General features: G+C 63.3%; 17 protein-coding genes. 9 read left to right on the top strand and 8 right to left on the bottom strand.

The annotated features are described in order from the left end of the window. Positions 1 to 130: 130 nt before the first annotated feature. Positions 131 to 1,912, bottom strand: a complete 1,782-nt coding sequence (locus V3C40_RS01775; RefSeq protein ID WP_331776321.1) for a methyl-accepting chemotaxis protein — start codon at positions 1,910 to 1,912, stop codon at positions 131 to 133. A 340-nt stretch (positions 1,913 to 2,252) separates the two neighbouring features. Here V3C40_RS01775 and V3C40_RS01770 point away from each other — a divergent pair, with 340 nt between their 5' ends. The 7 genes from V3C40_RS01770 (at position 2,253) to V3C40_RS01740 (ending at position 10,479) form a co-directional block, all read left to right on the top strand. After that, positions 2,253 to 3,197, top strand: coding sequence for a 5'-nucleotidase (locus V3C40_RS01770; protein WP_139089576.1), 945 nt, complete (start codon positions 2,253 to 2,255; stop codon positions 3,195 to 3,197). An 87-nt stretch (positions 3,198 to 3,284) separates the two neighbouring features. Beyond that, a complete protein-coding gene (mfd, locus tag V3C40_RS01765) occupies positions 3,285 to 6,728 on the top strand; it encodes a transcription-repair coupling factor (protein WP_331776320.1) in 3,444 nt (1,147 codons plus the stop codon). 55 nt (positions 6,729 to 6,783) lie between these two features. Further along, positions 6,784 to 7,626 (top strand): phosphoserine phosphatase SerB, encoded by an 843-nt coding sequence (gene serB / locus V3C40_RS01760; protein WP_331776846.1) that lies wholly within the window; start codon positions 6,784 to 6,786, stop codon positions 7,624 to 7,626. A 109-nt stretch (positions 7,627 to 7,735) separates the two neighbouring features. After that, positions 7,736 to 8,464: a nucleotidyltransferase domain-containing protein gene (locus V3C40_RS01755; RefSeq protein ID WP_331776319.1), complete on the top strand. Its 729-nt coding sequence runs from the start codon at positions 7,736 to 7,738 to the stop codon at positions 8,462 to 8,464. After that, positions 8,461 to 9,381, top strand: coding sequence for a TIGR04222 domain-containing membrane protein (locus tag V3C40_RS01750; protein ID WP_331776318.1), 921 nt, complete (start codon positions 8,461 to 8,463; stop codon positions 9,379 to 9,381). The genes V3C40_RS01755 and V3C40_RS01750 overlap by 4 nt, the downstream gene beginning before the upstream one ends. After that, complete coding sequence (locus V3C40_RS01745) at positions 9,371 to 10,225, top strand: DUF692 domain-containing protein (protein ID WP_331776317.1); 855 nt, start codon at positions 9,371 to 9,373, stop codon at positions 10,223 to 10,225. Before V3C40_RS01750 ends, V3C40_RS01745 begins: the two co-directional genes overlap by 11 nt. Beyond that, positions 10,222 to 10,479 carry a hypothetical protein gene (locus V3C40_RS01740; protein WP_331776316.1) on the top strand — a complete coding sequence of 86 codons (258 nt, stop codon included), beginning with the start codon at positions 10,222 to 10,224 and terminating at the stop codon, positions 10,477 to 10,479. The genes V3C40_RS01745 and V3C40_RS01740 overlap by 4 nt, the downstream gene beginning before the upstream one ends. Before the next feature lie 7 nt (positions 10,480 to 10,486). On the opposite strand, the gene V3C40_RS01735 is transcribed toward V3C40_RS01740, so the two are convergent. After that, complete coding sequence (locus V3C40_RS01735) at positions 10,487 to 12,319, bottom strand: serine hydrolase domain-containing protein (protein ID WP_331776315.1); 1,833 nt, start codon at positions 12,317 to 12,319, stop codon at positions 10,487 to 10,489. A gap of 146 nt (positions 12,320 to 12,465) precedes the next feature. Here V3C40_RS01735 and V3C40_RS01730 point away from each other — a divergent pair, with 146 nt between their 5' ends. Further along, complete coding sequence (locus V3C40_RS01730) at positions 12,466 to 12,828, top strand: DUF4870 family protein (protein ID WP_034755352.1); 363 nt, start codon at positions 12,466 to 12,468, stop codon at positions 12,826 to 12,828. Positions 12,829 to 12,864: 36 nt separating this feature from the next. On the opposite strand, the gene V3C40_RS01725 is transcribed toward V3C40_RS01730, so the two are convergent. From V3C40_RS01725 to phaC, 4 genes are all read right to left on the bottom strand, one after another. After that, on the bottom strand, positions 12,865 to 14,031 hold the full coding sequence (locus tag V3C40_RS01725) for a cystathionine beta-lyase (RefSeq protein WP_331776314.1): 1,167 nt from the start codon (positions 14,029 to 14,031) through the stop codon (positions 12,865 to 12,867). 96 nt (positions 14,032 to 14,127) lie between these two features. Next, entirely contained in the window at positions 14,128 to 15,483 is a 1,356-nt protein-coding gene (gene rimO / locus V3C40_RS01720) for a 30S ribosomal protein S12 methylthiotransferase RimO (protein WP_128143344.1), read from the bottom strand. Positions 15,484 to 15,677: 194 nt separating this feature from the next. After that, positions 15,678 to 16,241, bottom strand: coding sequence for a polyhydroxyalkanoate synthesis repressor PhaR (gene phaR / locus V3C40_RS01715; RefSeq protein ID WP_010399000.1), 564 nt, complete (start codon positions 16,239 to 16,241; stop codon positions 15,678 to 15,680). Positions 16,242 to 16,465: 224 nt separating this feature from the next. Further along, complete coding sequence (gene phaC, locus V3C40_RS01710) at positions 16,466 to 18,181, bottom strand: class I poly(R)-hydroxyalkanoic acid synthase (RefSeq protein WP_331776313.1); 1,716 nt, start codon at positions 18,179 to 18,181, stop codon at positions 16,466 to 16,468. Positions 18,182 to 18,286: 105 nt separating this feature from the next. Between phaC and V3C40_RS01705 the strand changes: the two genes are divergently transcribed. Next, on the top strand, positions 18,287 to 18,520 hold the full coding sequence (locus tag V3C40_RS01705; protein WP_254671768.1) for a hypothetical protein: 234 nt from the start codon (positions 18,287 to 18,289) through the stop codon (positions 18,518 to 18,520). Between the two features lie 16 nt (positions 18,521 to 18,536). Here V3C40_RS01705 and pgeF read toward each other — a convergent pair whose 3' ends face one another. Together pgeF and V3C40_RS01695 are read right to left on the bottom strand one after the other, a co-directional pair. After that, the gene (gene pgeF, locus V3C40_RS01700; protein ID WP_331776312.1) at positions 18,537 to 19,322 is read right to left on the bottom strand and encodes a peptidoglycan editing factor PgeF; all 786 of its coding nucleotides are present in this window, start codon (positions 19,320 to 19,322) and stop codon (positions 18,537 to 18,539) included. After that, a complete protein-coding gene (locus V3C40_RS01695) occupies positions 19,322 to 20,347 on the bottom strand; it encodes an RluA family pseudouridine synthase (RefSeq protein ID WP_442907207.1) in 1,026 nt (341 codons plus the stop codon). The genes pgeF and V3C40_RS01695 overlap by 1 nt, the downstream gene beginning before the upstream one ends. Between the last annotated feature and the right edge of the window lie 32 nt (positions 20,348 to 20,379).

Here is a 20,379-nt window from a genome sequence, read left to right as displayed (position 1 = left end):
CTATTTTAATAACGCTGTTTTTTTAGTAAGTAGTAACCGCAGTTCGAACCGCAGTGCGACCCTGTGCGCGCATGTGAAAACGGCCGCGCAAGGCGGCCGTCCGGTAGCGCATGCGGGCGCCGTCAATCGATCAAAACACTTCCCACTCGTCGTCGCGCGGCGCGCTCTGGCGCTGGGATGGCACGGCGTGCAGGGCCGGGCGGCCCGAATTGGGGTGTGATACGGGGCGCGAAGCATGTCCCGGTGCCGGACGCTTCAGCGCGGCGCTGGCCGCCACGGTGCGTGGCGCGGCCGGCTTTGCGTTTGCGTGCGCGGCAGGCGCCTGCGCGCCATCGAGCTTGAAGACGCTGACCACCTGGGCCAGCTGGCCCGATTGCTCCTGCAGCGATTCGGCCGCGGCGGCCGCCTCTTCCACCAGGGCCGCGTTTTGCTGCGTCACCTGGTCCATCTGGCCGATGGCCTGGTTGATCTGGTCGATGCCCGAGCTTTGCTCCTGCGTGGCCAGGCTGATTTCTGCCATGATATCCGTCACGCGCTGCACGCTGGCGACGATTTCAGCCATCGTGCTGCCCGCCTCGGCCACCAGCTTGCTGCCCGTGTCGACGGCCACGACGGAGTCGCCGATCAGCGTCTTGATTTCCTTGGCGGCGGCTGCGGAACGCTGCGCCAGATTACGCACCTCGGTGGCCACCACGGCGAAACCGCGTCCCTGCTCGCCCGCGCGCGCCGCTTCCACGGCGGCGTTGAGTGCCAGGATATTCGTCTGGAAGGCGATGCCGTCGATGACGGAAATGATGTCGACGATCTTGCGCGACGAATCATTGATGGCGTCCATGGTCTCGACCACCTTGCCCACCACAGCGCCGCCCTTGACCGCCACGCCCGAGGCGTTCAGCGCCAGCTGGTTCGCCTGCTGGGCGTTGTCGGCGTTCTGCCGCACGGTCGACGTCAGTTCTTCCATCGACGACGCCGTCTCTTCCAGCGAACTGGCTTGCTCTTCCGTACGCGAGGACAGGTCCAGGTTGCCGCTGGCAATTTCCGACGACGCCGTGGCGATGATCTCCGTGCCGCTGCGCACTTGGCCGACGATGCTGACCAGGCTGGAATTCATGTCTTTGAGCGCCCGCAGCAGCTGGCCCGTTTCTTCCGTCGTGTGCACCTCGATCTGGCTCGTCAGGTCGCCCGAAGCCACCGTCTGCGCCACCTTCACGGCCGCGTTGATCGGCTGGGTGATGGCGCGCGTGATGTAGGCGGCGCAGCCGATGCCCAGCGCGGAGGCCAGCAAGCCGAGGATGACCATCAGGCTTTCCGAGCGGATCACGGCCGCGCTGCCGTCCTTGACGCTGGCATCGGCCACGCCGTTATTGAGCTTGATGATTTCGTTGAGCGTGCCTTCGGCCTTGCCGAACAGCGCACGCGAATCCTGGTACTGCTTGTAGAACACCGCGAACAACTCTTTCTGCCGCGGCTCGTCGCGGTTGTCGGCCAGCTGGCGCAAGATGGCGCGCACCTTGTCGTCATCGCCCTTCCAGGCCGCCCACTCGCCCTGGAAGCGCTGCCACAGCACGGCTTCCTCGGGGGTTTGCGGCAGCGGCTCGTACAGCTTGCGGCCCGCCTCGATATTCGTCCATGCCTTGGTGCGCAGCTGCAGCGCTTCCGCGAACTTGTCCTGTGCCTGGTAATTGTTTTCATACATGGCGGCCGTCAGGGTGGCGGCGGCAACGGCCGTCTGGCCTTCGCTCATCATCATCAGGCCCTGGATCGATGGCAGGCGCACCACACCGATTTCATTGACGGCGCGCCCGACGGTGGCGATGCCCGAATAGCCGCTGACGCCCACCACCAGCAAGGCCGTCATCATCACGGCGACAAGCGTCGCCAGCTTCCATTTGATCAGTAAATTCTTAAACATGGCTAGGTCCTTTATAAAGTCACGAAGACTGCTGGCGAAGTCGGGGCTGGCATGTTCGAGTAAAACAGCTGACACTTGTATAAAGGTGGCGGGGATAAGGCGTACGCTTCGTTACAATTGGCGAGATTTCATAAGTGGAAGCATAGTGGAAAACAAGCGTGCTGGCTGTCAAATACTTGATACAAGACAAGATTTATTTCTTTACTGTGGCGCGTATTGCACAGCGGTCAAAAAAATTGACATGGCGCCCCGCTTTGGTGCAAAAAGTGACCGTGCTTCACTATTGGCTACGCAGTTGATAGTCGTATAAGATGAGCAACAAGCAAACAACAGGCAGACCATGGCTTATCCTATCGAACACAAACTGGTGATCGGGGTCGCTTCCAGCGCCCTGTTCGACCTGGCCGAATCGCACCAGGTCTACCTCGACAACGGCCCCGAGGAGTACCGCAAGTACCAGGAAACGCATATCGACACGGTCCTGCCGCGCGGCGTGGCCTTCCCCTTCATCCGCCGTTTCCTGAACATCAACAAGCACTATCCGCGCCAGTCCCCCGTGGAAGTGGTGCTGTTTTCGCGCAATTCCCCGGAAACAGGCTTGCGCGTCATGCACTCGATCGCCCACTACGGCCTGGATATCTCGCGCGCCGCCTTCATGACGGGCAAGTCGCCCTACCCCTACCTGCCCGCCTTCAACGCTTCGCTGTTCCTCAGCGCGAATGAAGGCGACGTGCGCAGCGCGCTGGCCTGCGACTACCCGGCCGGCCTGGTGCTGCCGTCGCGCACGGAAGACGACGAGGACGACGAGGAATTGCGCGTGGCCTTCGATTTCGACGGCGTGATCGCCGACGACGAAGCGGAAACCGTCTTCAAGCGCAACAACGACGTCGATGAATTCCACGCCCATGAAACCCTGAACGTGGGCACGCCGCACCGCCCCGGACCGCTGGCCGGCCTGTTCCAGAAGCTGGCCACCATGCAGCGCCTGGAAGAAAGGGCGCAGCGGCGCGACCCCGGCTATAAAAAGATCCTGCGCATCGCCATCATCACGGCGCGCAACGCGCCTTCGCACGAGAGAGTCGTGACGACCCTGAAAAGCTGGGGCGTGGCGGCCGACGAGACGTTTTTCCTCGGCGGCATGGACAAGTCGCGCGTACTGGCCGTGTTCAAGCCGCATATCTTCTTCGATGACCAGTTGAGCCACCTCAAATCGGCAGGGGGAACGATACCGATGGTGCATGTACCGTTCGGCATTGCAAATATGCGCGCGGGCGATGGTCTATAATCCTGCCTGTCAGCGCCGTCACTGGCGGCGCGGCGCGCACCACAGCTGTCCCATTCAACTGCCTCTGCCACTAGTGTCATCGCCTGCATGTCCTTAGACTTAACAAAAGCCCTCCCCAAGCCCGGCAACCGCTATGCGTTGCCTGCCCTGTATGGTTCATCCGACGCCTATGCCCTGGCGCTGGCCGCTTTGGCCTTGAAAGCGCGGGGCCAGATGCTGGCCGTGGTGGTGGCGCAGGCCAGCGACGGCCAGCGCCTGCTTGATGAAATCCCGTGGTTTGGCGGCAAGGAACTGCGCTGCCATTTGCTGCCGGACTGGGAAACCCTGCCCTACGACGCGTTCTCGCCGCACCAGGACCTGGTCTCCGAGCGCCTGGCCACCTTGCACGAAATCCAGACGCGCCAGTGCGACGTCCTGATCGTGCCGGCCACCACGGCGCTCGTGCGCCTGGCGCCGCCATCGTTCCTGGCCGCCTACACCTTCTTCTTCAAGAAGGGCGAAAAGCTCGACGAAGCGCGATTGAAGTCGCAGCTGACCCTGGCCGGCTACAGCCATGTCTCGCAAGTGATGTCGCCGGGCGAATACTCGGTGCGCGGCGGCCTGCTCGACCTGTTCCCCATGGGTTCGGCCCTGCCCTACCGGCTCGACCTGTTCGGCGACACCATCGAGACCATCCGCACGTTTGACGCCGACACCCAGCGCTCACTGTATCCCGTGCATGAAGTGCGGCTGCTGCCGGGCCGCGAATTCCCCATGGACGAAGCGGCGCGCACCACCTTCCGCAACCGCTGGCGCGAACAGTTCGAAGGCGATCCATCGCGCTCGGTCGTCTACAAGGACATCAGCAGCGGCATCGCCTCGGCCGGCATCGAATACTACCTGCCCCTGTTTTTTGAACAGACGGCGACCCTGTTCGACTACCTGCCGCCCGACGCCTCGCTGGCCCTGGTGGGAGAAATCGACGCTGCCATCGGGCGCTTCTGGACCGATACGCAGTCGCGCTACCGCTTCCTGAAGGCGGACCGCGAGCGGCCGATTTTGCCGCCCGAATCGCTGTTCCTGTCCGACGAGCAGTTCTTCGGCCTGGCCAAGCCGTATCCGCGCCTGGCGATCGCCAAGTCGAACGATGCGCTGGCGTCCGAACTGTCGGCCCCCGTGCCGAACATCGCAGTCAACCGCCGCGCCGATGATCCGCTGGCCAACCTGCGCAGCTATTTGCTGCAATCGGGCCGCCGCGTGATGATCTGCGCCGAATCGAACGGCCGCCGCGAAACCTTGCAGCAGTACTTCACCGAATACGATCTGCACCTGACGCCGGTGGAAGGCAGCGATGGCTTCCTGCAATCCGACGCCAAGCTGATGCTGGGCGTGGCGCCGCTGCACGCGGGCTTCGAGCTGTTCACGCCCGATGGCAATCTCGCCTTCATCACCGAGACGGAGCTGTATGCGGGTTCCGGCCGCCGGGTCGGCAGCAAGAAGCAGGAAGGCGTGACGCAGGTCGAGTCGATGGTGCGCGACCTGTCGGAGCTGAAAATCGGCGACCCCGTCGTGCACATCAACCATGGCATCGGGCGCTACATGGGCCTGACCAGCATGGACCTGGGCGAAGGCGAAACGGAGTTCCTGCACCTCGAATACGCGAAGGACACCAAACTGTACGTGCCCGTGTCGCAGCTGCACGTCATTTCCCGCTATTCGGGCGCCTCGCCGGAAGACGCGCCGCTGCACTCGCTCGGCTCGGGCCAGTGGGAAAAAGCGAAGAAGCGCGCGGCCGAACAGGTGCGCGACACGGCCGCCGAGCTGCTCAACCTGTATGCGCGCCGCGCGCTGCGCCAGGGCCATTCGTTCGAATTCTCGTCGCACGATTACCAGCGCTTCGCCGACAGCTTCGGCTTCGATGAAACGCCGGACCAGGCCGAGGCCATCCACAACGTCATCAAGGACATGACTTCCGGTAAACCGATGGACCGCCTCGTCTGCGGCGACGTCGGCTTCGGCAAGACGGAAGTGGCGCTGCGCGCCGCGTTTATAGCCGTGATGGGCGGCAAGCAGGTGGCCATCCTGGCGCCCACCACGCTGCTGGCCGAGCAGCATGCGCAAACCTTCGCCGACCGCTTCGCCGACTGGCCCGTGCGCATCGCGGAATTGTCGCGCTTCCGCAGCGGCAAGGAGATCACGCAGGCGTTCAAGGGCATGGCCGACGGCACCATCGACATCGTCATCGGCACGCATAAACTGCTGTCGGACGACGTGAAGTTCACGCGCCTGGGCCTCGTCATCATCGACGAGGAACACAGGTTCGGCGTGCGCCAGAAGGAAGCATTGAAAGCCTTGCGCGCGGAAGTGGACGTGCTGACCCTGACGGCCACGCCCATCCCCCGCACCCTGGGCATGGCGCTGGAAGGCTTGCGCGACTTTTCCATCATCGCCACGGCGCCGCAAAAGCGCCTGGCCATCAAGACGTTCGTGCGCAGCGAAGGCGAAGCCATCATCCGCGAAGCGTGCCTGCGCGAACTCAAACGGGGCGGCCAGATCTACTTCCTGCACAACGAGGTGGAAACCATCCAGAACCGCCTGGCCATGCTGACGGAACTGCTGCCCGAGGCGCGCATCGCCGTGGCGCACGGCCAGATGCACGAGCGCGACCTGGAAAAGGTCATGCGCGACTTCGTCGCCCAGCGTTTCAATATTCTGCTGTGCACGACGATCATCGAGACCGGCATCGACGTGCCGACGGCGAACACCATCATCATGCACCGCGCCGACAAGTTCGGCCTGGCGCAGCTGCACCAGCTGCGCGGCCGGGTGGGACGCTCGCATCACCAGGCCTACGCCTACCTGCTCGTGCACGACGTGCAAGGCCTCACCAAACTGGCGCAGCGCCGCCTGGACGCCATCCAGCAGATGGAAGAACTGGGCAGCGGCTTTTACCTGGCCATGCACGACCTGGAAATCCGCGGCGCCGGCGAGGTGCTGGGCGAGAGCCAGTCGGGCGAGATGACGGAAATCGGCTTCCAGCTGTATTCGGACATGCTCAACGAAGCTGTGCGCTCACTGAAAGCCGGCAAGGAGCCGGACCTGGCCGCGCCGCTGGCCTCGACCACGGAGATCAACCTGCACGTGCCGGCCTTGCTGCCGGCCGATTTCTGCGGCGACGTGCACGAGCGCCTGTCGATCTACAAGCGCCTGGCCAACTGCGCCACGCAAGAGAAGATCGACGATATCCAGGAAGAGCTGATCGACCGCTTCGGCAAGCTGCCCGACGCCGTCAAGGCCCTGGTCGAGACGCACCGCTTGCGCATCGCGGCGAAAACCGTGGGTATCGTCAAGATCGACGTGCATGGCGAGGCGGCCACCCTGCAATTCATGGCCAAGCCACCGATCGACCCGATGCGCATCATCGATCTGATCCAGAAAAACCGCCATATCAAGCTGCATGGCCAGGACAAGCTGAAAATCACGGCCGCCATGCCGGACCTGGCCGCGCGCGTGACGCAGATCAAGACCACCATCAAGCAATTGACGGTGTAGACCATTTCGACCATTTATGCAGGACTGCCCCATGACCAATACCAAGACCATCACCATGAATCTGATCCTGCAGGGCCTGGACGGCGATAGCGCCCGCCTCGAACGCATCGCCGCGCTGGCCGCGCCGACATCCGTCACGCGCCTCGGTCCGAACGCCGTGCGCTGCGAACAGATCGCCTATTCGCCCGCGCTGCGCCCCACGATCGAAGTGGCGGCCCAGGCGGCGCAGCTGGACGCCACCTACATGATGGGACAGCGTGAACTTGCCGAATTCAAGCTCGTGGCGATGGACATGGATTCGACCCTGATCACCATCGAGTGCATCGATGAAATCGCCGACATGCAGGGCTTGAAACCGCAAGTGGCGGCCATCACGGAAGCGGCCATGCGCGGAGAACTCGATTTTGCGGCCAGCCTGAAGCAGCGCGTGGCCCTGCTCGAAGGCCTCGATGCGTCGGCCCTGCAGCGCGTCTATGACGAGCGTTTGAAACTTTCGCCGGGCGCGGAAGCCATGCTGGCGGCCGTGCAAAAGGCCGGCCTGAAAACTCTGCTGGTGTCGGGCGGCTTTACCTTCTTCACCGAACGCCTGAAGGAACGCCTGGGCCTCGATTACACGCACGCGAACGCACTGGAAATCATCGACGGCAAGCTGACGGGCAAAGTCCTGGGCGGCATCGTCGACGCCGAGGAAAAACAGCGCACGGTGGAGCGCGTGTGCGCGGAACTGGGCATTACGCCATCGCAGGCCATCGTCATGGGCGACGGCGCCAACGACTTGAAAATGATGGGCATCGCCGGCCTGTCCGTCGCCTTCCGCGCCAAGCCCGTGGTGCGCTCGCAGGCCGACGTGGCGCTGAACTTCGTGGGGCTCGATGGCTTGCTCAACGTCTTGAGCTGAGCCGGCGCCAGCTTAGCGTTATCTGGCGGGCGGTGCGCGCGCGATGGCATAAGTTTGCTATATTGCAAACTTGTGATCATCCCGCCAGCCCATCGTGAAAGAACACCGCATGCCGCCACCGCTGCCAGAAGAAATACAACGCCACCTCGATATATTCGTCGCCGCCGCGCAAACGGCCTTCGGCGCCGACCTGGCCGCCGCCGTGCTGTTTGGCTCGGCCGCCGATGGCCAGCTGCGCGCCACCTCCGACGTCAACCTGCTGTTGCTGCTCAAGCGCTTTACGCCACAGGCGGCCGATGCGCTGCGCGGGCCCTTACGCCTGGCGCACGCCGCCATCGACTTGCAGGTGATGTTCCTGCTCGAAAGCGAATTGCCCCAGGCCGCCGACGCTTTCGCCGTCAAGTTCGCCGACATCATCGCGCGCCACCAGGTGCTGCATGGCGTAGACCCTTTCGCCAGCCTGCACACGAGCCGCGACGCCGTGCTGCGCCGCCTGCGGCAAGTGCTGCTGAACCAGCAGGTGCGCATGCGCGAACGGTATATGCTATTGAGCCTGAATGAAGAACAGCTGGCCGGCGCCATCGCCGATGCAGCCGGTCCGCTGCGTTCGGCGGCGGCCTCGCTGGCGCAGCTGGAAGACAAACCTGCGCAGTCCGGCAAGCAGGCGCTCGAAGCGTTTGTCGACCAGTTGGGCGACCCGGCCCTGCACGCGGCTTTGCAAGCCATGTCGGCCGCGCGCGAAACGACACGCCTGGCGCCGGGGCAGGCTCTGCCCGCCTTTACGGGCTTGATGGCGATTACCGAACGCCTGCGCGAACACGCGGAGCAGATGCGGTGACCGGCTTCAATCCCTTTGACTGGAGCGGGCCATCGTTCCTGCTGGCCTACCTGATCTTCGGCACGCTCGTGTACTACCTGGCGCGCGAGCTGCTGATCCGCCAGGAGCTGCGCAATCCGCACGCCCAGCTGTCGCTGGCCGATGATCCCTACCGCATCGCGTTCCTGCGCGGTGGCGCCCTCGAAGCCGTGAAGATCGCCGCCATCGTGCTGGTCGACCGGGGCTTGCTGCGCGCCGACGGCCCGCTGCTGGAAACGGCCAGCGCCGACAGCCTGCGCTTTGCCAGCCACGATATCGAACGCGACGTGCTGCGGCTGTACTTGGGGCGCCAGGGCCACAGCAAGGAACTGGCCGTGCAGGCCGACATGCTGCCATCGTGCCGCGCCTACCAGGAGACGTTGACGCAGCAGGAATTGCTGGTCGGCCCGCCGCTGCTGCGCCGGCGCGAACGCATCACCTGGGCCGCGCATTGGCTGCTGCTGACGGTGGCCGGCGTCAAAGCCGTCATCGCCATCAGCCGCCAGCACTACAATCTGCTGTTCCTGGCAGCCCTGCTGGCGATTTTTCTCCTCATGCTGCGCGGCTTGCGCACCCAGGCGACCAGCTGGAGCGCGCAGCGGCTGCTGACCGACCTGCGCATGCTGTTCGGCCGGCTGAACATGCGCTCGGCGCGCCTGCAGGCGGGCAGCAGCAGTGCCGACATGGCCCTGCTGGCCGCCATCTTCGGCATCGGCGCCCTGCCCTTGTCCGTGTACGCGTATGTCGCCGAACTGTATCCGGTGCCGAGGCAAAATGGCGGCGGCGACTCTTCGTCCAGCAGCACGGGCGACTCGGGCGACTCGTCATCGGGCGGCGGCGGTGACGGCGGCGGCAGCGGCTGTGGCGGTTGCGGCGGCGGCGGCGGCTGTGGCAGTTAGCCAGGACGCCACGCGCGACCGCGTCGGCCTGGGCTGGCGCGGCGAACTGGCCGCCGGCATCCTGTCCAATCTGGCGCGAATCGATGTGCTGGAAGTGATCGCCGACGATTATTACGGCGCCTCGCGCGCCGGCATTTCGGCCTTGCGCAGCCTGGCGCGCCAGGTGCCGGTCAGCCTGCATGGCGTGGGCATGGGGCTGGCCTCGACGATTCCCGCCGACCCGCACCGCCTGCATGCGATGGCGCGCCTGATGCAAGCGGTGCAGGCGGAATCGTGGTCCGAGCACCTGAGTTTCGTGCGTGCCGGCGGCATCGAGATCGGCCACCTGGCGGCGCCGCCGCGCACGCAGCACAGCGCCGCTGGCGCCATCGCCAATATCGCGCTGGCCACGCGCATCGTCGGCAGCGCGCCGCTGATGGAAAACATCGCCACTCTGGTCCAGCCGCCTGCCAGCACCATGGACGAAGCCGAGTGGGTGGCGCAGATTATCCACGGCGCGCAAGTGCCGCTGCTGCTCGACCTGCACAACCTGTATGCGAATGCCGTGAATGCCGGCGAGTCGCCGCAGGAACTGCTGCTGCGCCTGCCCCTGGACAGGGTGGGCGCCGTGCACTTGAGCGGCGGCCACTGGATCGAAGCGCCGGGCGGCGGCCGGCGCTTGCTGGACGACCATCTGCACGATGTGCCGCCCGAAGTCTTCGATTTATTGACCGTGCTGGCGCGCCATGCGCCGCAACCGTTGACGGTGACAGTCGAACGCGACGGCAATTACCCGTCGTTCGAGCATGTGCTGGGCCAGCTGGAATCGGCGCGCGCGGCCTTGCGCGCGGGGCGAAACGCATGAGTTCCCCCGCACTGGAAACCTTGCTGGCAAGGCTGTACACGGACGACGCCCTGCGTGCCGCCTTCCTGCTTGAGCCACTTGCGCAAGCCTTGCAGCATGGCTTGTCGCCAGAGGAAGCGGAGGCGATGGCGGCGATGGACCGCATCGGCCTGCAGATGGCGGCGGCCAGCTACCGCGCCAAGCGGGCGGCGCACAGTGGCCCACCCAGGCCGGCGCAACGCTGGTGGCGCCGGCTGCTGCAAATGTGGCGCTGAGCGCCCGCTACAGCTGCCACATACGCAGCGGCAGCAAGCCCCACCAGGCCAGCACCAGCAGCAGTTGCAAGGCCGCCAGCAAGGCCACCCAATCCCATTTCGCCAGCGAGCCCGCCTCGGCCGCCGTGCCGCGGCTGCGCCAGCAGCGGGCCAAACCGAACGCCGTCGCCAGCGGCAGCGCGCCCGTCGTCAATGCCAGCAGCACGCTGGCGATGGTGACGTCGCCCAGGCGCAGATAAGACTGAAAATAGAAAAACGGCAGCGGCAAGAGCAGCGCCAGCATGACCAGCAAAGGCGCGAACAGATGGTCGCCTCGTTCCAGGCTGCGCCGCACGGCGCGCCACACGCCCACCAGCAGCACGTACAGCAAGCCGGCCGCCCCGAGGGCCAGGCTGCCCCACAGCACCAGCATGCGCAGCATCGACGCGCGCTCATAGCTGCGCAAGCCGTCGCTGAGCACATGCTTGCCATCCTCCTGCATCAGCACGTGCGATGGCGTGCTGCGGTCGCTGGCGCGGAACAGCAGGCCGCCCACCGGTTCCAGCTCCTTCGGCTCGCCCTGGAACGGGATCAGGAACAGCGACTCGCCATCCCATTTCACACGCGTAAAGCCGAAGACGGCGTCGACCCAGGCCATGCTGGCCATGGGGCTGGGCGACGGCACGTAGACGCCCTGCCAGTTTTCCACCGTGGGCGCGGGCGTGCCGCGCGGGGCCGGCGCGCGCAGCGGCAGTTCCAGGTCGCGCAGCAGCAGGCGGTTGAAGCGCTCATAGTCGGCCTGCTCTGCATCCGTATTGAAGGCCACGAAGAAGGCGCTGTCCTGCTCCGGGTAGATGCACAGCATGGCGCGAAAACCGACAGTCGTGCCGGGATGGCAGGCACCCACCACGTTATGGCGGTCGCGTACGGCCAGCGCCAGGCCGTGACCCGTTGCCAGGCCCGCCTGCGCCGCATCCGTGCCGGCCGGTTCGGACAAGGCGCCCATCAGCGCCAGGTCGATGAACTGCGCGCCCTGCAGCTTGCCATCGCCCATCAGGAATTGCGCCAGCTTGCCCATGTCGGCCGCCGTGGTGGTAAATTGCGCGGCCGGACGCAAATACTGGGGCACGGCCGGCTGCGCCACGCCATGCTCGAAGTGGCCCATGGCCAGGCGCGGGTCCGCATGCGATCCCGCCTGGGTGCTCATTTGCGTACTCATTTGCGTAACATAGGCAAAAGTGCTGTCCGCCATGCCCAGCGGTTGCAGCAGCTGCGCATCGAGGTAGCGTTCATACGGCTGGCCCGTGACCTTCTCGATCACCATGCCCAGCAAGCCATAGCCCATGTTCGAGTACGCATAGCGGCTGCCGGGCCGCGCGCGCACGCGCAGCAGATTGCGCCCACCGTCAAACGCCTCGGCCAGCGGCGTCTCCGGCGCCGGGTTCAGGCTGAACGCCTGCCAGAAGCGCACGTTATCGAGGCCCGACGTATGCGCGAGCAGGTGGCGGATGCGCACGGGGTCGCTGGCCTGCCACGGGTTTTTCAGCGCCAGTTCGGGCAGCACCTGCTGCAATGGCGTGTCGAGCGTGAGCTTGTCTTCGCTGACCAGGCGCAAGACGCCCAGCGCCAGCGCCACCTTGCCCACGGAGCCCACCTGCATGCGCGTGTCCGTCTGCATGGGTATATTCTTGGCGGCATCGCGCAAGCCGGACGCGCCGACTTTGACTGTTCCGTCAGGCAAGACTTCACTCCAGACGGCGCCCGCCAGGCCCTCGTCCTTCAAGCCGGCGGCAAACTCCGCCTCCAGGGTGGGGCCGGCCGCATGAGCCACGGTGGCACAGCACAGCAGTAAGGCTGGCACGGCGCGCTGCAGCCACGACCTGGCGCGCGCGGCCAAGGTAAGATATCGATCTCGTTTCAACAATGTATTCTGCCTTTTTCCATGGATTGCGCTCCTGCGCCGCTTTGCTTGTTACAATTAAAAATTGAGCAACGACGGGAGCTTTCATGTCACAAGATATTATTTTGGATACCCAACTCCAGCAGACCAAAAACCTGGCCTGGTGGTTGTACCTGATACATGGCGCCAGCTTCGTGTTTTCGCTGGGCGCGTTTTCCTTCATTCCGCTCATCATCAATTATGTGAAGCGGGACGAGGCGGCCGGGACCTTCGTGTACAGCCATCACAGCTGGATGATCCGTTCCTTCTGGTGGTATGTGGCCTGGGTCGTCGTCGGCGCCATCCTGTGGGTCACGCTGATCGGCATTCCGCTGGCCATCATCGTGTGGGGCGTGGCCTGGCTATGGAAAGCATACCGCCTGCTGCGCGGCTTCCTCGACCTGAACAACAACAAGCCCGTGCCCATGTAACAAATGCTTCGCGGCAAGCCAACGGCTTGCCGCCGCCTACATCGCCGCGAACGCCCGTTCGATATCGGCGATCAAATCCTGCGGATCTTCCAGTCCCACGTTCAGGCGCACCAGCTGGCCCGGCAACTGCCAGCCCTTGCGCATGGCGGCGATGCGGTACGGCATCACCAGGCTGTTCGCGCCACCCCAGCTGTAGCCAATCTTGAACAACTGCAAGGCATCGACGAAACGGTCCGTCTGCGCCTCCGTGTAGCGGGCATCGAACAGCACGGAAAAAAGACCGCCCGCGCCCGTGAAATCACGCTGCCAGATGGCGTGGCCCGGGCAATCGGCGAACGCCGGATGCAGCACCGTGGCGATCTCGCCGCGCCCCTTGAGCCAGGCGGCCACCGTGCGCGCGCCCGCGTCGTGGGCGTCGAAGCGCAGCTTCATGGTGGGCAAGCCGCGCAGCACCAGATAGGCATCGTCCGCCCCCACGCCCATGCCCAGACGCATGTGCGCCTGCGCCAGGCGGTCATGCAGCGTCCGCTCGCGCGTGATGAGCGCCCCCATCAGTACGTCAGAGCCGCCCGACTGGTATTTCGTCAGCGCCTGCATGATGATATCCACGCCCAGGTCGAAACCGCGCAGGGCCAGGCCCGCCGACCAGGTGTTGTCCAGGGCCACCAGCACGCCGCGCGCATGGGCGGCCGCGCAGATGGCGGGCAAGTCCGGCACTTCCATCGTCACGGAACCTGGCGCTTCGGTCCAGATCAGTTTGGTGTTTGGCTGGATCAGGGCGGCGATGCTGGCGCCGATGAGCGGATCGTAATAGCGGGCCGTGATGCCGAAGTCCTGCGCCAGCCAGCGTCCCAGTTCGCGGTTCGGGTTGTATATATTTTCCGGCAATAAAACGTCATCACCCGTTTTCAACAAGGCAAAATCCGCCATGGCGATGGCCGCCAGGCCCGACGGTGCCAGCAGGCAGTATTGTCCCCCTTCGATCTCGGCCAGCCGCGCTTCCAGGGTGAAGGTGGTGGGCGTGCCGTGCAAGCCGTAGGTGTAGGCGTTCTTCTCTTTCCAGTCGCCCGAGCGCATGGCCGCGACGTCCTTGAACAGCACGGTGGACGCATGGTGGATGGCGTTCGGAAACGCGGCAAAGCCTTGCGGCGCCTGGTAATCGCTGTGGATCAGCGCGGTTTGCGGAGATTTGGGTGTGGTCATGGCGTCGGGAAATAAAAAAAGGCGGATCAGCCTGTGCTGGTCCGCCTTGATTGTAAGGGCTTTACGCCCTGCACGCCGTACGACTGTTACACCTGCTTACTCGGCAGCGCCCCACAGGTCATGCGCGTCGGCTGAGGTGATCGTCACATCGACGAATTGACCGACTGCCAGCTTGCGGTGCGGTTCGAACGGCGGCTTCACATACACGACGCCATCGATTTCCGGCGCGTCGGCGGACGAGCGGCCCACGCCGCCCGAGCGGGTGACTTCATCGATCAGCACGCGCACGGTCTTGCCGACCTTGGCCTGCAGGCGTTTCTTGGAAATTTCTTCCTGCAGCAGCATGACGCGGCCGCGGCGCTCTTCGCGCAGCTCTTCCGGCACGGGGTTGGCGATGGCGTTGGCCGTCGCGCCTTCGACAGGCGAATAGGCGAAGCAGCCGAGGCGGTCGATCTGCGCTTCCTTGAGGAAGTCGAGCAGGTATTCGAATTCCGCTTCCGTTTCGCCTGGGAAACCGGCGATGAAGGTCGAGCGTATCGTCAGGTCCGGGTTGATGGCGCGCCAGGCCTGGATGCGGTCGAGGTTTTTCTCGCCGCTGGCCGGACGCTTCATGCGTTTCAGGACGTCAGGGTGCGCATGCTGCATCGGAATATCGAGGTAAGGCAGGATGTGGCCGCCGCTCATCATCGGGATGATCTGGTCCACGTGCGGGTACGGATACACATAGTGCAAGCGCACCCAGGCGCCGTAGGACTTGGCCAGCTCGCCCAGCGCTTCCGTCAGCTGCGTCATGTGGGTCTTCACGGGACGGCCATTCCAGAAGCCGGAGCGGAATTTCACGTCCACGCCATACGCCGACGTATCTTGCGAAATGACCAGCAATTCCTTGACGCCGGACTTGAACAGGTTTTCCGCTTCGATCATCAGTTCGCCGATCGGACGCGAAACGAGGTCGCCGCGCATGGACGGGATGATGCAGAAGCTGCAGCGGTGGTTGCAGCCTTCGGAAATTTTCAGGTAGGCATAGTGCTTCGGCGTCAGCTTGACGCCTTGCGGCGGCACCAGGTCGAGGAATGGCGCATGCGGCTTCGGCAGGTGCAAGTGGACGGAATCCATCACTTCGGCCAAAGCGTGCGGGCCCGTGACGGACAGCACTTTCGGGTGCACCTTCATGATGATGTCGTCGCCGGCAGCATCTTTCTTGGCGCCCAGGCAACCGGTGACGATCACTTTACCGTTTTCAGCCAGCGCTTCGCCGATGGCGTCGAGCGACTCTTGTACGGCGGCATCGATAAAACCGCAGGTATTGACGATCACCAGATCGGCGCCAGCGTAGGATTTCGCCGTTTCGTAGCCTTCGGCGCGCAGTTGGGTCAGGATTTGTTCGGAGTCGACCAGCGCTTTCGGGCAGCCGAGCGAGACAAAGCCCACTTTCGGCGCCGCACCTGGCATGGCCAGCATGGCCTCGGGCTGGGCGGAAGGAACAGGAATACGGTGAATTTCAGACATAGTTGGCAGCTAGTAAAATGGTGAGGCGAATCGGCTATTGTACCCCGAGCCGCTCCTTGCTGGCAGAACTATGCTGTTTTGATGACGCCGATACAACTCACGGGCGATCAAATCGCCCGGTGAGCGTGTGGCATAGACTATTTCTTGTCCGTTGGCGGGACAGGCGGAACAAACGGGAACGTGCCGAACAGATTCTTGCTCTGGCTCTGCATCTGCTCCTGCATCTGCACGAACAGGCTCTTGCTCTGGTCGATGTAGTTGTTCATCATGCCTTGCATCATCGGGCCCTGGACATTCATGAACTGGGTCCACATTTCAGGGCTGAATGGCTTGCCTTCGAAGCTGCCGGCCGAGGTGCCCGTGAATTTGTGCTGGATATCGGTGAACGCTTGCACGTTCTTTTCCAGGTAGGATCCCATCATGCCCTGCATGGCGTGGCCATAGTAGCGGATGATCTGCGACAACACGCTGCTCGAGAACATCGGTGCGCCGTTCGCTTCCTCTTCCAGAATGATTTGCAGCAAGATGCTGCGCGTCAAATCTTCATTGGATTTGGCATCGACGACGGTAAACACCTCATTGTCCAACACCAGCTGCTTGACGTCCGTCAAGGTGATGTAGGAACTGGTTTGCGTGTCATACAGACGGCGGTTGGGATATTTTTTAATCAGGCGGTCTATACTTTTTTTTGCACTACTCATCACAAGTTCCACTTATTGCGCCGCAGCGCATACTGAGTTGATTCGAAAAAAAAGCGAACCAGGGTCCGCTTTCGCACCTGCCTACTTTTTGCATTATAGAGTGGAAAACAACTCCATTGCACATCAGGGTAGTAGATTCCCGCATTTATTGCAACGCAACTAAAAGTAGATTCCTGACAAGACCGGAGATTACGCCGGTCTTGCCAGCAAAAACGCTTTGTGAATTAATCCGCTCTGACTTTAACATACCGGCCCGGCGCCGCCTCGATAGCCGCGTGGCGCTTGTTGCCTGGCTTGCCTGGTGCCTTCACCTGGGTGCCGCCGTGTTCGGCAAGGAAGGCCGCCCATTCGGGCCACCAGCTGCCCACGTGTTCGGTCGCGCCTTCCATCCATTGCTCGGCGGTCAAGGGCTTGGCTTTCGCCGTGCGTGGCTTGTCATTGCTCCAGTAGCTGCGCTTTTTCTTCGAGGCAGGATTGATCACGCCGGCGATATGGCCCGAAGCGCCGAGGATAAAGCGGTTGGCTTTCGGTTTTTTCGGATTCAGCAAGGCCGTGCTGGCGTAGGCCGCGCCCCAGGGCACGATATGGTCTTCGCGCGAACCGTAGATGAAAGCGGGCGCGTCGATGCTGCTCAGGTCGACCTTTTCCCCCGCCACCGTCAGCTTGCCCGGCACTTTCAGGCTGTTTTCCAGGTAAGTGTTGCGCAGATACCAGCAGAACATGGGGCCCGGCAAGCCCGTGCCGTCACCGTTCCAGTACAGCAGGTCGAACGCGGGCGGCTCCTTGCCCTTCAGGTAATTCGACTGCACGTAGTTCCACACGAGGTCGTTCGGCCGCAGGCTCGAGAAAGTGCTGCCCAGGTCGCGGCCCGTCATCAGGCCGCCCTTGGCCAGAGACTGCTCGCGCAGCGCCACTTGTGGCTCGTCAATAAAGACGTCGAGCGCGCCCGTATCGCAGAAATCGAGGAAAGTGGTCAGCAGAGTCAGGCTGGCGGCCGGATTCTCGCCGCGCGCCTTGAGCACGGCCAGCGCCGTCGAGACGATGGTGCCGCCCACGCAAAAGCCGAACATATTGAGCTTGTCCTGGCCGGAGATTTCCTGCGTCACCTTGATCGCTTCGATCACGCCTTGCTCGACGTAATCGTCCCATGTCAGGTGCTGCATGCTCATGTCGGGATTGCGCCAGGACATGAGAAACACGGTATTGCCCTGCTCCACCGCATAGCGCACGAGCGAGTTTTCTGGCTGCAAGTCAAGGATATAGAATTTATTGATGCACGGCGGCACCATCAACAGCGGCCGCTGGTGTACCGTGGCCGTCGTCGGCGTGTACTGGATCAGCTGGAACAAGGCGTTTTCAAACACCACCGTGCCCGGCGTGGTAGCCACGTTGCGGCCAACTTCGAAGGCCGATTCGTCGGACTGCGAAATGCGGCCCTTCTGCATGTCGGCCAGCATATTGCTCAAGCCCTTGGTCAGGCTTTCGCCCTTGGTCTCGATCAGGGTTTGCTGGGCGTCGGGATTGGTGGCAAGAAAGTTGGCCGGCGACATGGCATCGACGATTTGCTGCACGGCAAACGCAATCTTTTGCTTCTGGTGCGGCGTCGCCTCCACGGCATCGGCCATGGCGCTGAGAAACTCCGCATTGAGCAGGTAGGCGGCCGCATTGAAGGCCGACAAAGGGCTGGCGTGCCACGCGGGTGCGGCGAAGCGGCGGTCTTTCAGTTCCGGCGCCTTGCCGGCCATAAAGTCGGCCCACAAGCCCGTCAGCTTGGCTACGTAGGCGTTTTTCAGTTGCTCGATCGCTTCCGGCTTGATGCTGGCGCCCGCATCCTGCAAAATGCCGGCAATCGGATTGCCCTGGGGCTGCGGTACCATGTTGAACCACGTCTTCCACTGCTCAGGATTGCTGATCTGCGCCATCCATTCTTTGGTCATCATTTGAGGATCGGGCATATTCATAGGTATATGTAAGTCCATTCAAGAATTAATAAATAATTACTTCCGGGCCACCTGCATGCAAACTTTTACTGACTGGCAATACCAATGATGCTCATGACCGCTGTTGCCTGGATCTATGTCGTTGGCCTCATGGCGCTGACGGAACCGTCCATCGTCGCCGGGGTAATGACCTTCTTGCTGTACTGCGTCATCCCGCTGTCCATCCTATTCTATCTGACGGGCTCGCGGCGACGCAAACGCAAGGCCGTGCGCATCGCGGAACAGAAAGCGCGCGCCCAAGCCTCAGCAGACGATAAAACAAAAACGGCAGACACATAAGTGTCTGCCGTGCAGATTATTTGCGCCAGATCAAGCTGGCCTGTCTTCCCGTGACGCCATCGCGCCGGTACGAGTAAAACTGCGCCGCATCGCTGACGGTGCAATATTCCCCTCCCGCCACTTGCGCCACGCCATCGCGCAGCAGCATGGTACGCGCCAGTGCATAGATGTCGGCCAGGTATTTGCCCGGCTTGCCAGCGATAGCGACGAAGGCGGCGCTCAGTACTTGCCGTTCAACATCATCACGCGCGCCATCGCGGAACGCTTGCAGCACGTCCTGACCCACTTCGAATTGCTGCGGACCAATGGCCGGCCCCAGCCAGGCGAGGATGTCCGTCGCGCCCTGCACCCGCATGCTGTCTACCGTACGCTGCAAGACGCCGTTGGCCAGGCCGCGCCAGCCCGCGTGGGCCGCGCCGACGACGAGGCCATCGATCGAACAGAACAGTACTGGCAGGCAATCGGCCGTCATCACCACGCACACGGCGCCAGGCAAGGCGGCGATACTGGCGTCGACGTCCGGCACGTGGCCGTCCAGCTTGCCAGCATCGGCCACGGCCACGCCATGCACCTGCGACAGCCAGGCCGGCTCGGCAGGCAATATGGCTGCCAGCCGCGCGCGGTTGGCCGCCACGTGCGCGGGATCGTCGCCCACGTGCGTGCCCAGGTTCAAGCCACCGCCGCCCTGCCCGTCACCATACGGCCCCTGGCTGACACCGCCCGCGCGCACGGTCGCCAGCGCGCCCACGTTCGCGGGCAAGCCGGGCCAATCGGGTATAAGGCAAGGCAACGGCGACGTCATCAGACCTGTTCCGGCTCGGGAATACCGGCGGTAGCGATCAGCTCGGCGAAATCATCGGCCAGCGGCACGATCCACTCGCACGCTTCCAGGGTACCTGGATGCACGAGGCCCAGGCGGCGCGCCTGCAATGCCTGGCGCGAGAAGACGGACACCAGGTGCTGCTTGCCGTACACGTAGTCGCCGACCAGCGCGAACCCCAGATGCTGCATGTGCACGCGGATCTGGTGCGTGCGGCCTGTTTCCAGGCGGCATTGCATCAGGCTCACGGGACGGCGGTCGAGTTCGCCGCTGCCGATCAATTCATAATGCGTGATGGCGGGCTTGGCGGTGAAATTCTCCGAGACGGCCATCTTGACCCGGTCGCGCGGGTGGCGCGCGATCGATGCATCGATGGTGCCCGCCATTTTCGGCGTACCCCACACGAGCGCGAAATATTCGCGCTTGACGGTGCGCGCCTGCAACTGGCGCACGAGGTCCGTTTGCGAAGCGAGTGTCTTGCCGACGACCATCAGGCCGCTCGTATCCTTGTCCAGACGGTGCACGATGCCCGCGCGCGGCACGCCAGCCAGCTGCGGACAGTGGTGCAGCAAGCCGTTGAGCAAGGTGCCCGACCAGTTGCCGGGGCCCGGATGCACGACCAGTCCGGCCGGTTTGTTGATGACGATGATATGCTCATCTTCGTGCACGATGTTCAATTCCATCGCTTCCGGCTTAAAAGCCTCGTCTTCCGGCGCGCTTTGCGGCAGAATGACGATCTTTTCGTCGCCATAGGCGGTCATGTTGCGTTTGGCAACTTTTCCATCGACGGTCACGAAACCGGCTTCCAGCCACAATTGCAAGCGGCTGCGCGAATATTGCGGCACCAGCTTGGAGATGACTTTATCGAGGCGGTGGCCGCAGGCGTCCGGCGTCAGTTCCAATGTAATCGGGGCCATTTCCTCGAAGACGTCGTCGGCGGCAAAATCGCCGTCAAACACCTCTTCGGCAGCATGGTCAGAAAGGGAGTCAAACGCGGGGTCAGCCAAATTAGGCTTCGGAGTTAATATCACAGCATTCC

The organism is Janthinobacterium sp. LS2A, assembly GCF_036543145.1.
Lineage (GTDB): Bacteria > Pseudomonadota > Gammaproteobacteria > Burkholderiales > Burkholderiaceae_D > Janthinobacterium > Janthinobacterium aestuarii.
This window is presented reverse-complemented; position numbering and strand designations above follow the sequence as displayed.

Bases quoted from the DNA above. Each gene is read 5' to 3' on its own strand.
- V3C40_RS01770 (WP_139089576.1), top strand. From the start codon at position 2,253: ATGGCTTATCCTATCGAACACAAACTGGTGATCGGGGTCGCTTCCAGC.
- V3C40_RS01755 (WP_331776319.1), top strand. From the start codon at position 7,736: ATGCCGCCACCGCTGCCAGAAGAAATACAACGCCACCTCGATATATTC.
- phaR (WP_010399000.1), bottom strand. From the start codon at position 16,241: ATGAGTAGTGCAAAAAAAAGTATAGACCGCCTGATTAAAAAATATCCC.
- phaC (WP_331776313.1), bottom strand. From the start codon at position 18,181: ATGATGACCAAAGAATGGATGGCGCAGATCAGCAATCCTGAGCAGTGG.
- V3C40_RS01740 (WP_331776316.1), top strand. From the start codon at position 10,222: ATGAGTTCCCCCGCACTGGAAACCTTGCTGGCAAGGCTGTACACGGAC.
- mfd (WP_331776320.1), top strand. From the start codon at position 3,285: ATGTCCTTAGACTTAACAAAAGCCCTCCCCAAGCCCGGCAACCGCTAT.
- V3C40_RS01705 (WP_254671768.1), top strand. From the start codon at position 18,287: ATGATGCTCATGACCGCTGTTGCCTGGATCTATGTCGTTGGCCTCATG.
- pgeF (WP_331776312.1), bottom strand. From the start codon at position 19,322: ATGACGTCGCCGTTGCCTTGCCTTATACCCGATTGGCCCGGCTTGCCC.
- V3C40_RS01730 (WP_034755352.1), top strand. From the start codon at position 12,466: ATGTCACAAGATATTATTTTGGATACCCAACTCCAGCAGACCAAAAAC.
- serB (WP_331776846.1), top strand. From the start codon at position 6,784: ATGAATCTGATCCTGCAGGGCCTGGACGGCGATAGCGCCCGCCTCGAA.
- V3C40_RS01725 (WP_331776314.1), bottom strand. From the start codon at position 14,031: ATGACCACACCCAAATCTCCGCAAACCGCGCTGATCCACAGCGATTAC.
- V3C40_RS01775 (WP_331776321.1), bottom strand. From the start codon at position 1,912: ATGTTTAAGAATTTACTGATCAAATGGAAGCTGGCGACGCTTGTCGCC.
- rimO (WP_128143344.1), bottom strand. From the start codon at position 15,483: ATGCCAGGTGCGGCGCCGAAAGTGGGCTTTGTCTCGCTCGGCTGCCCG.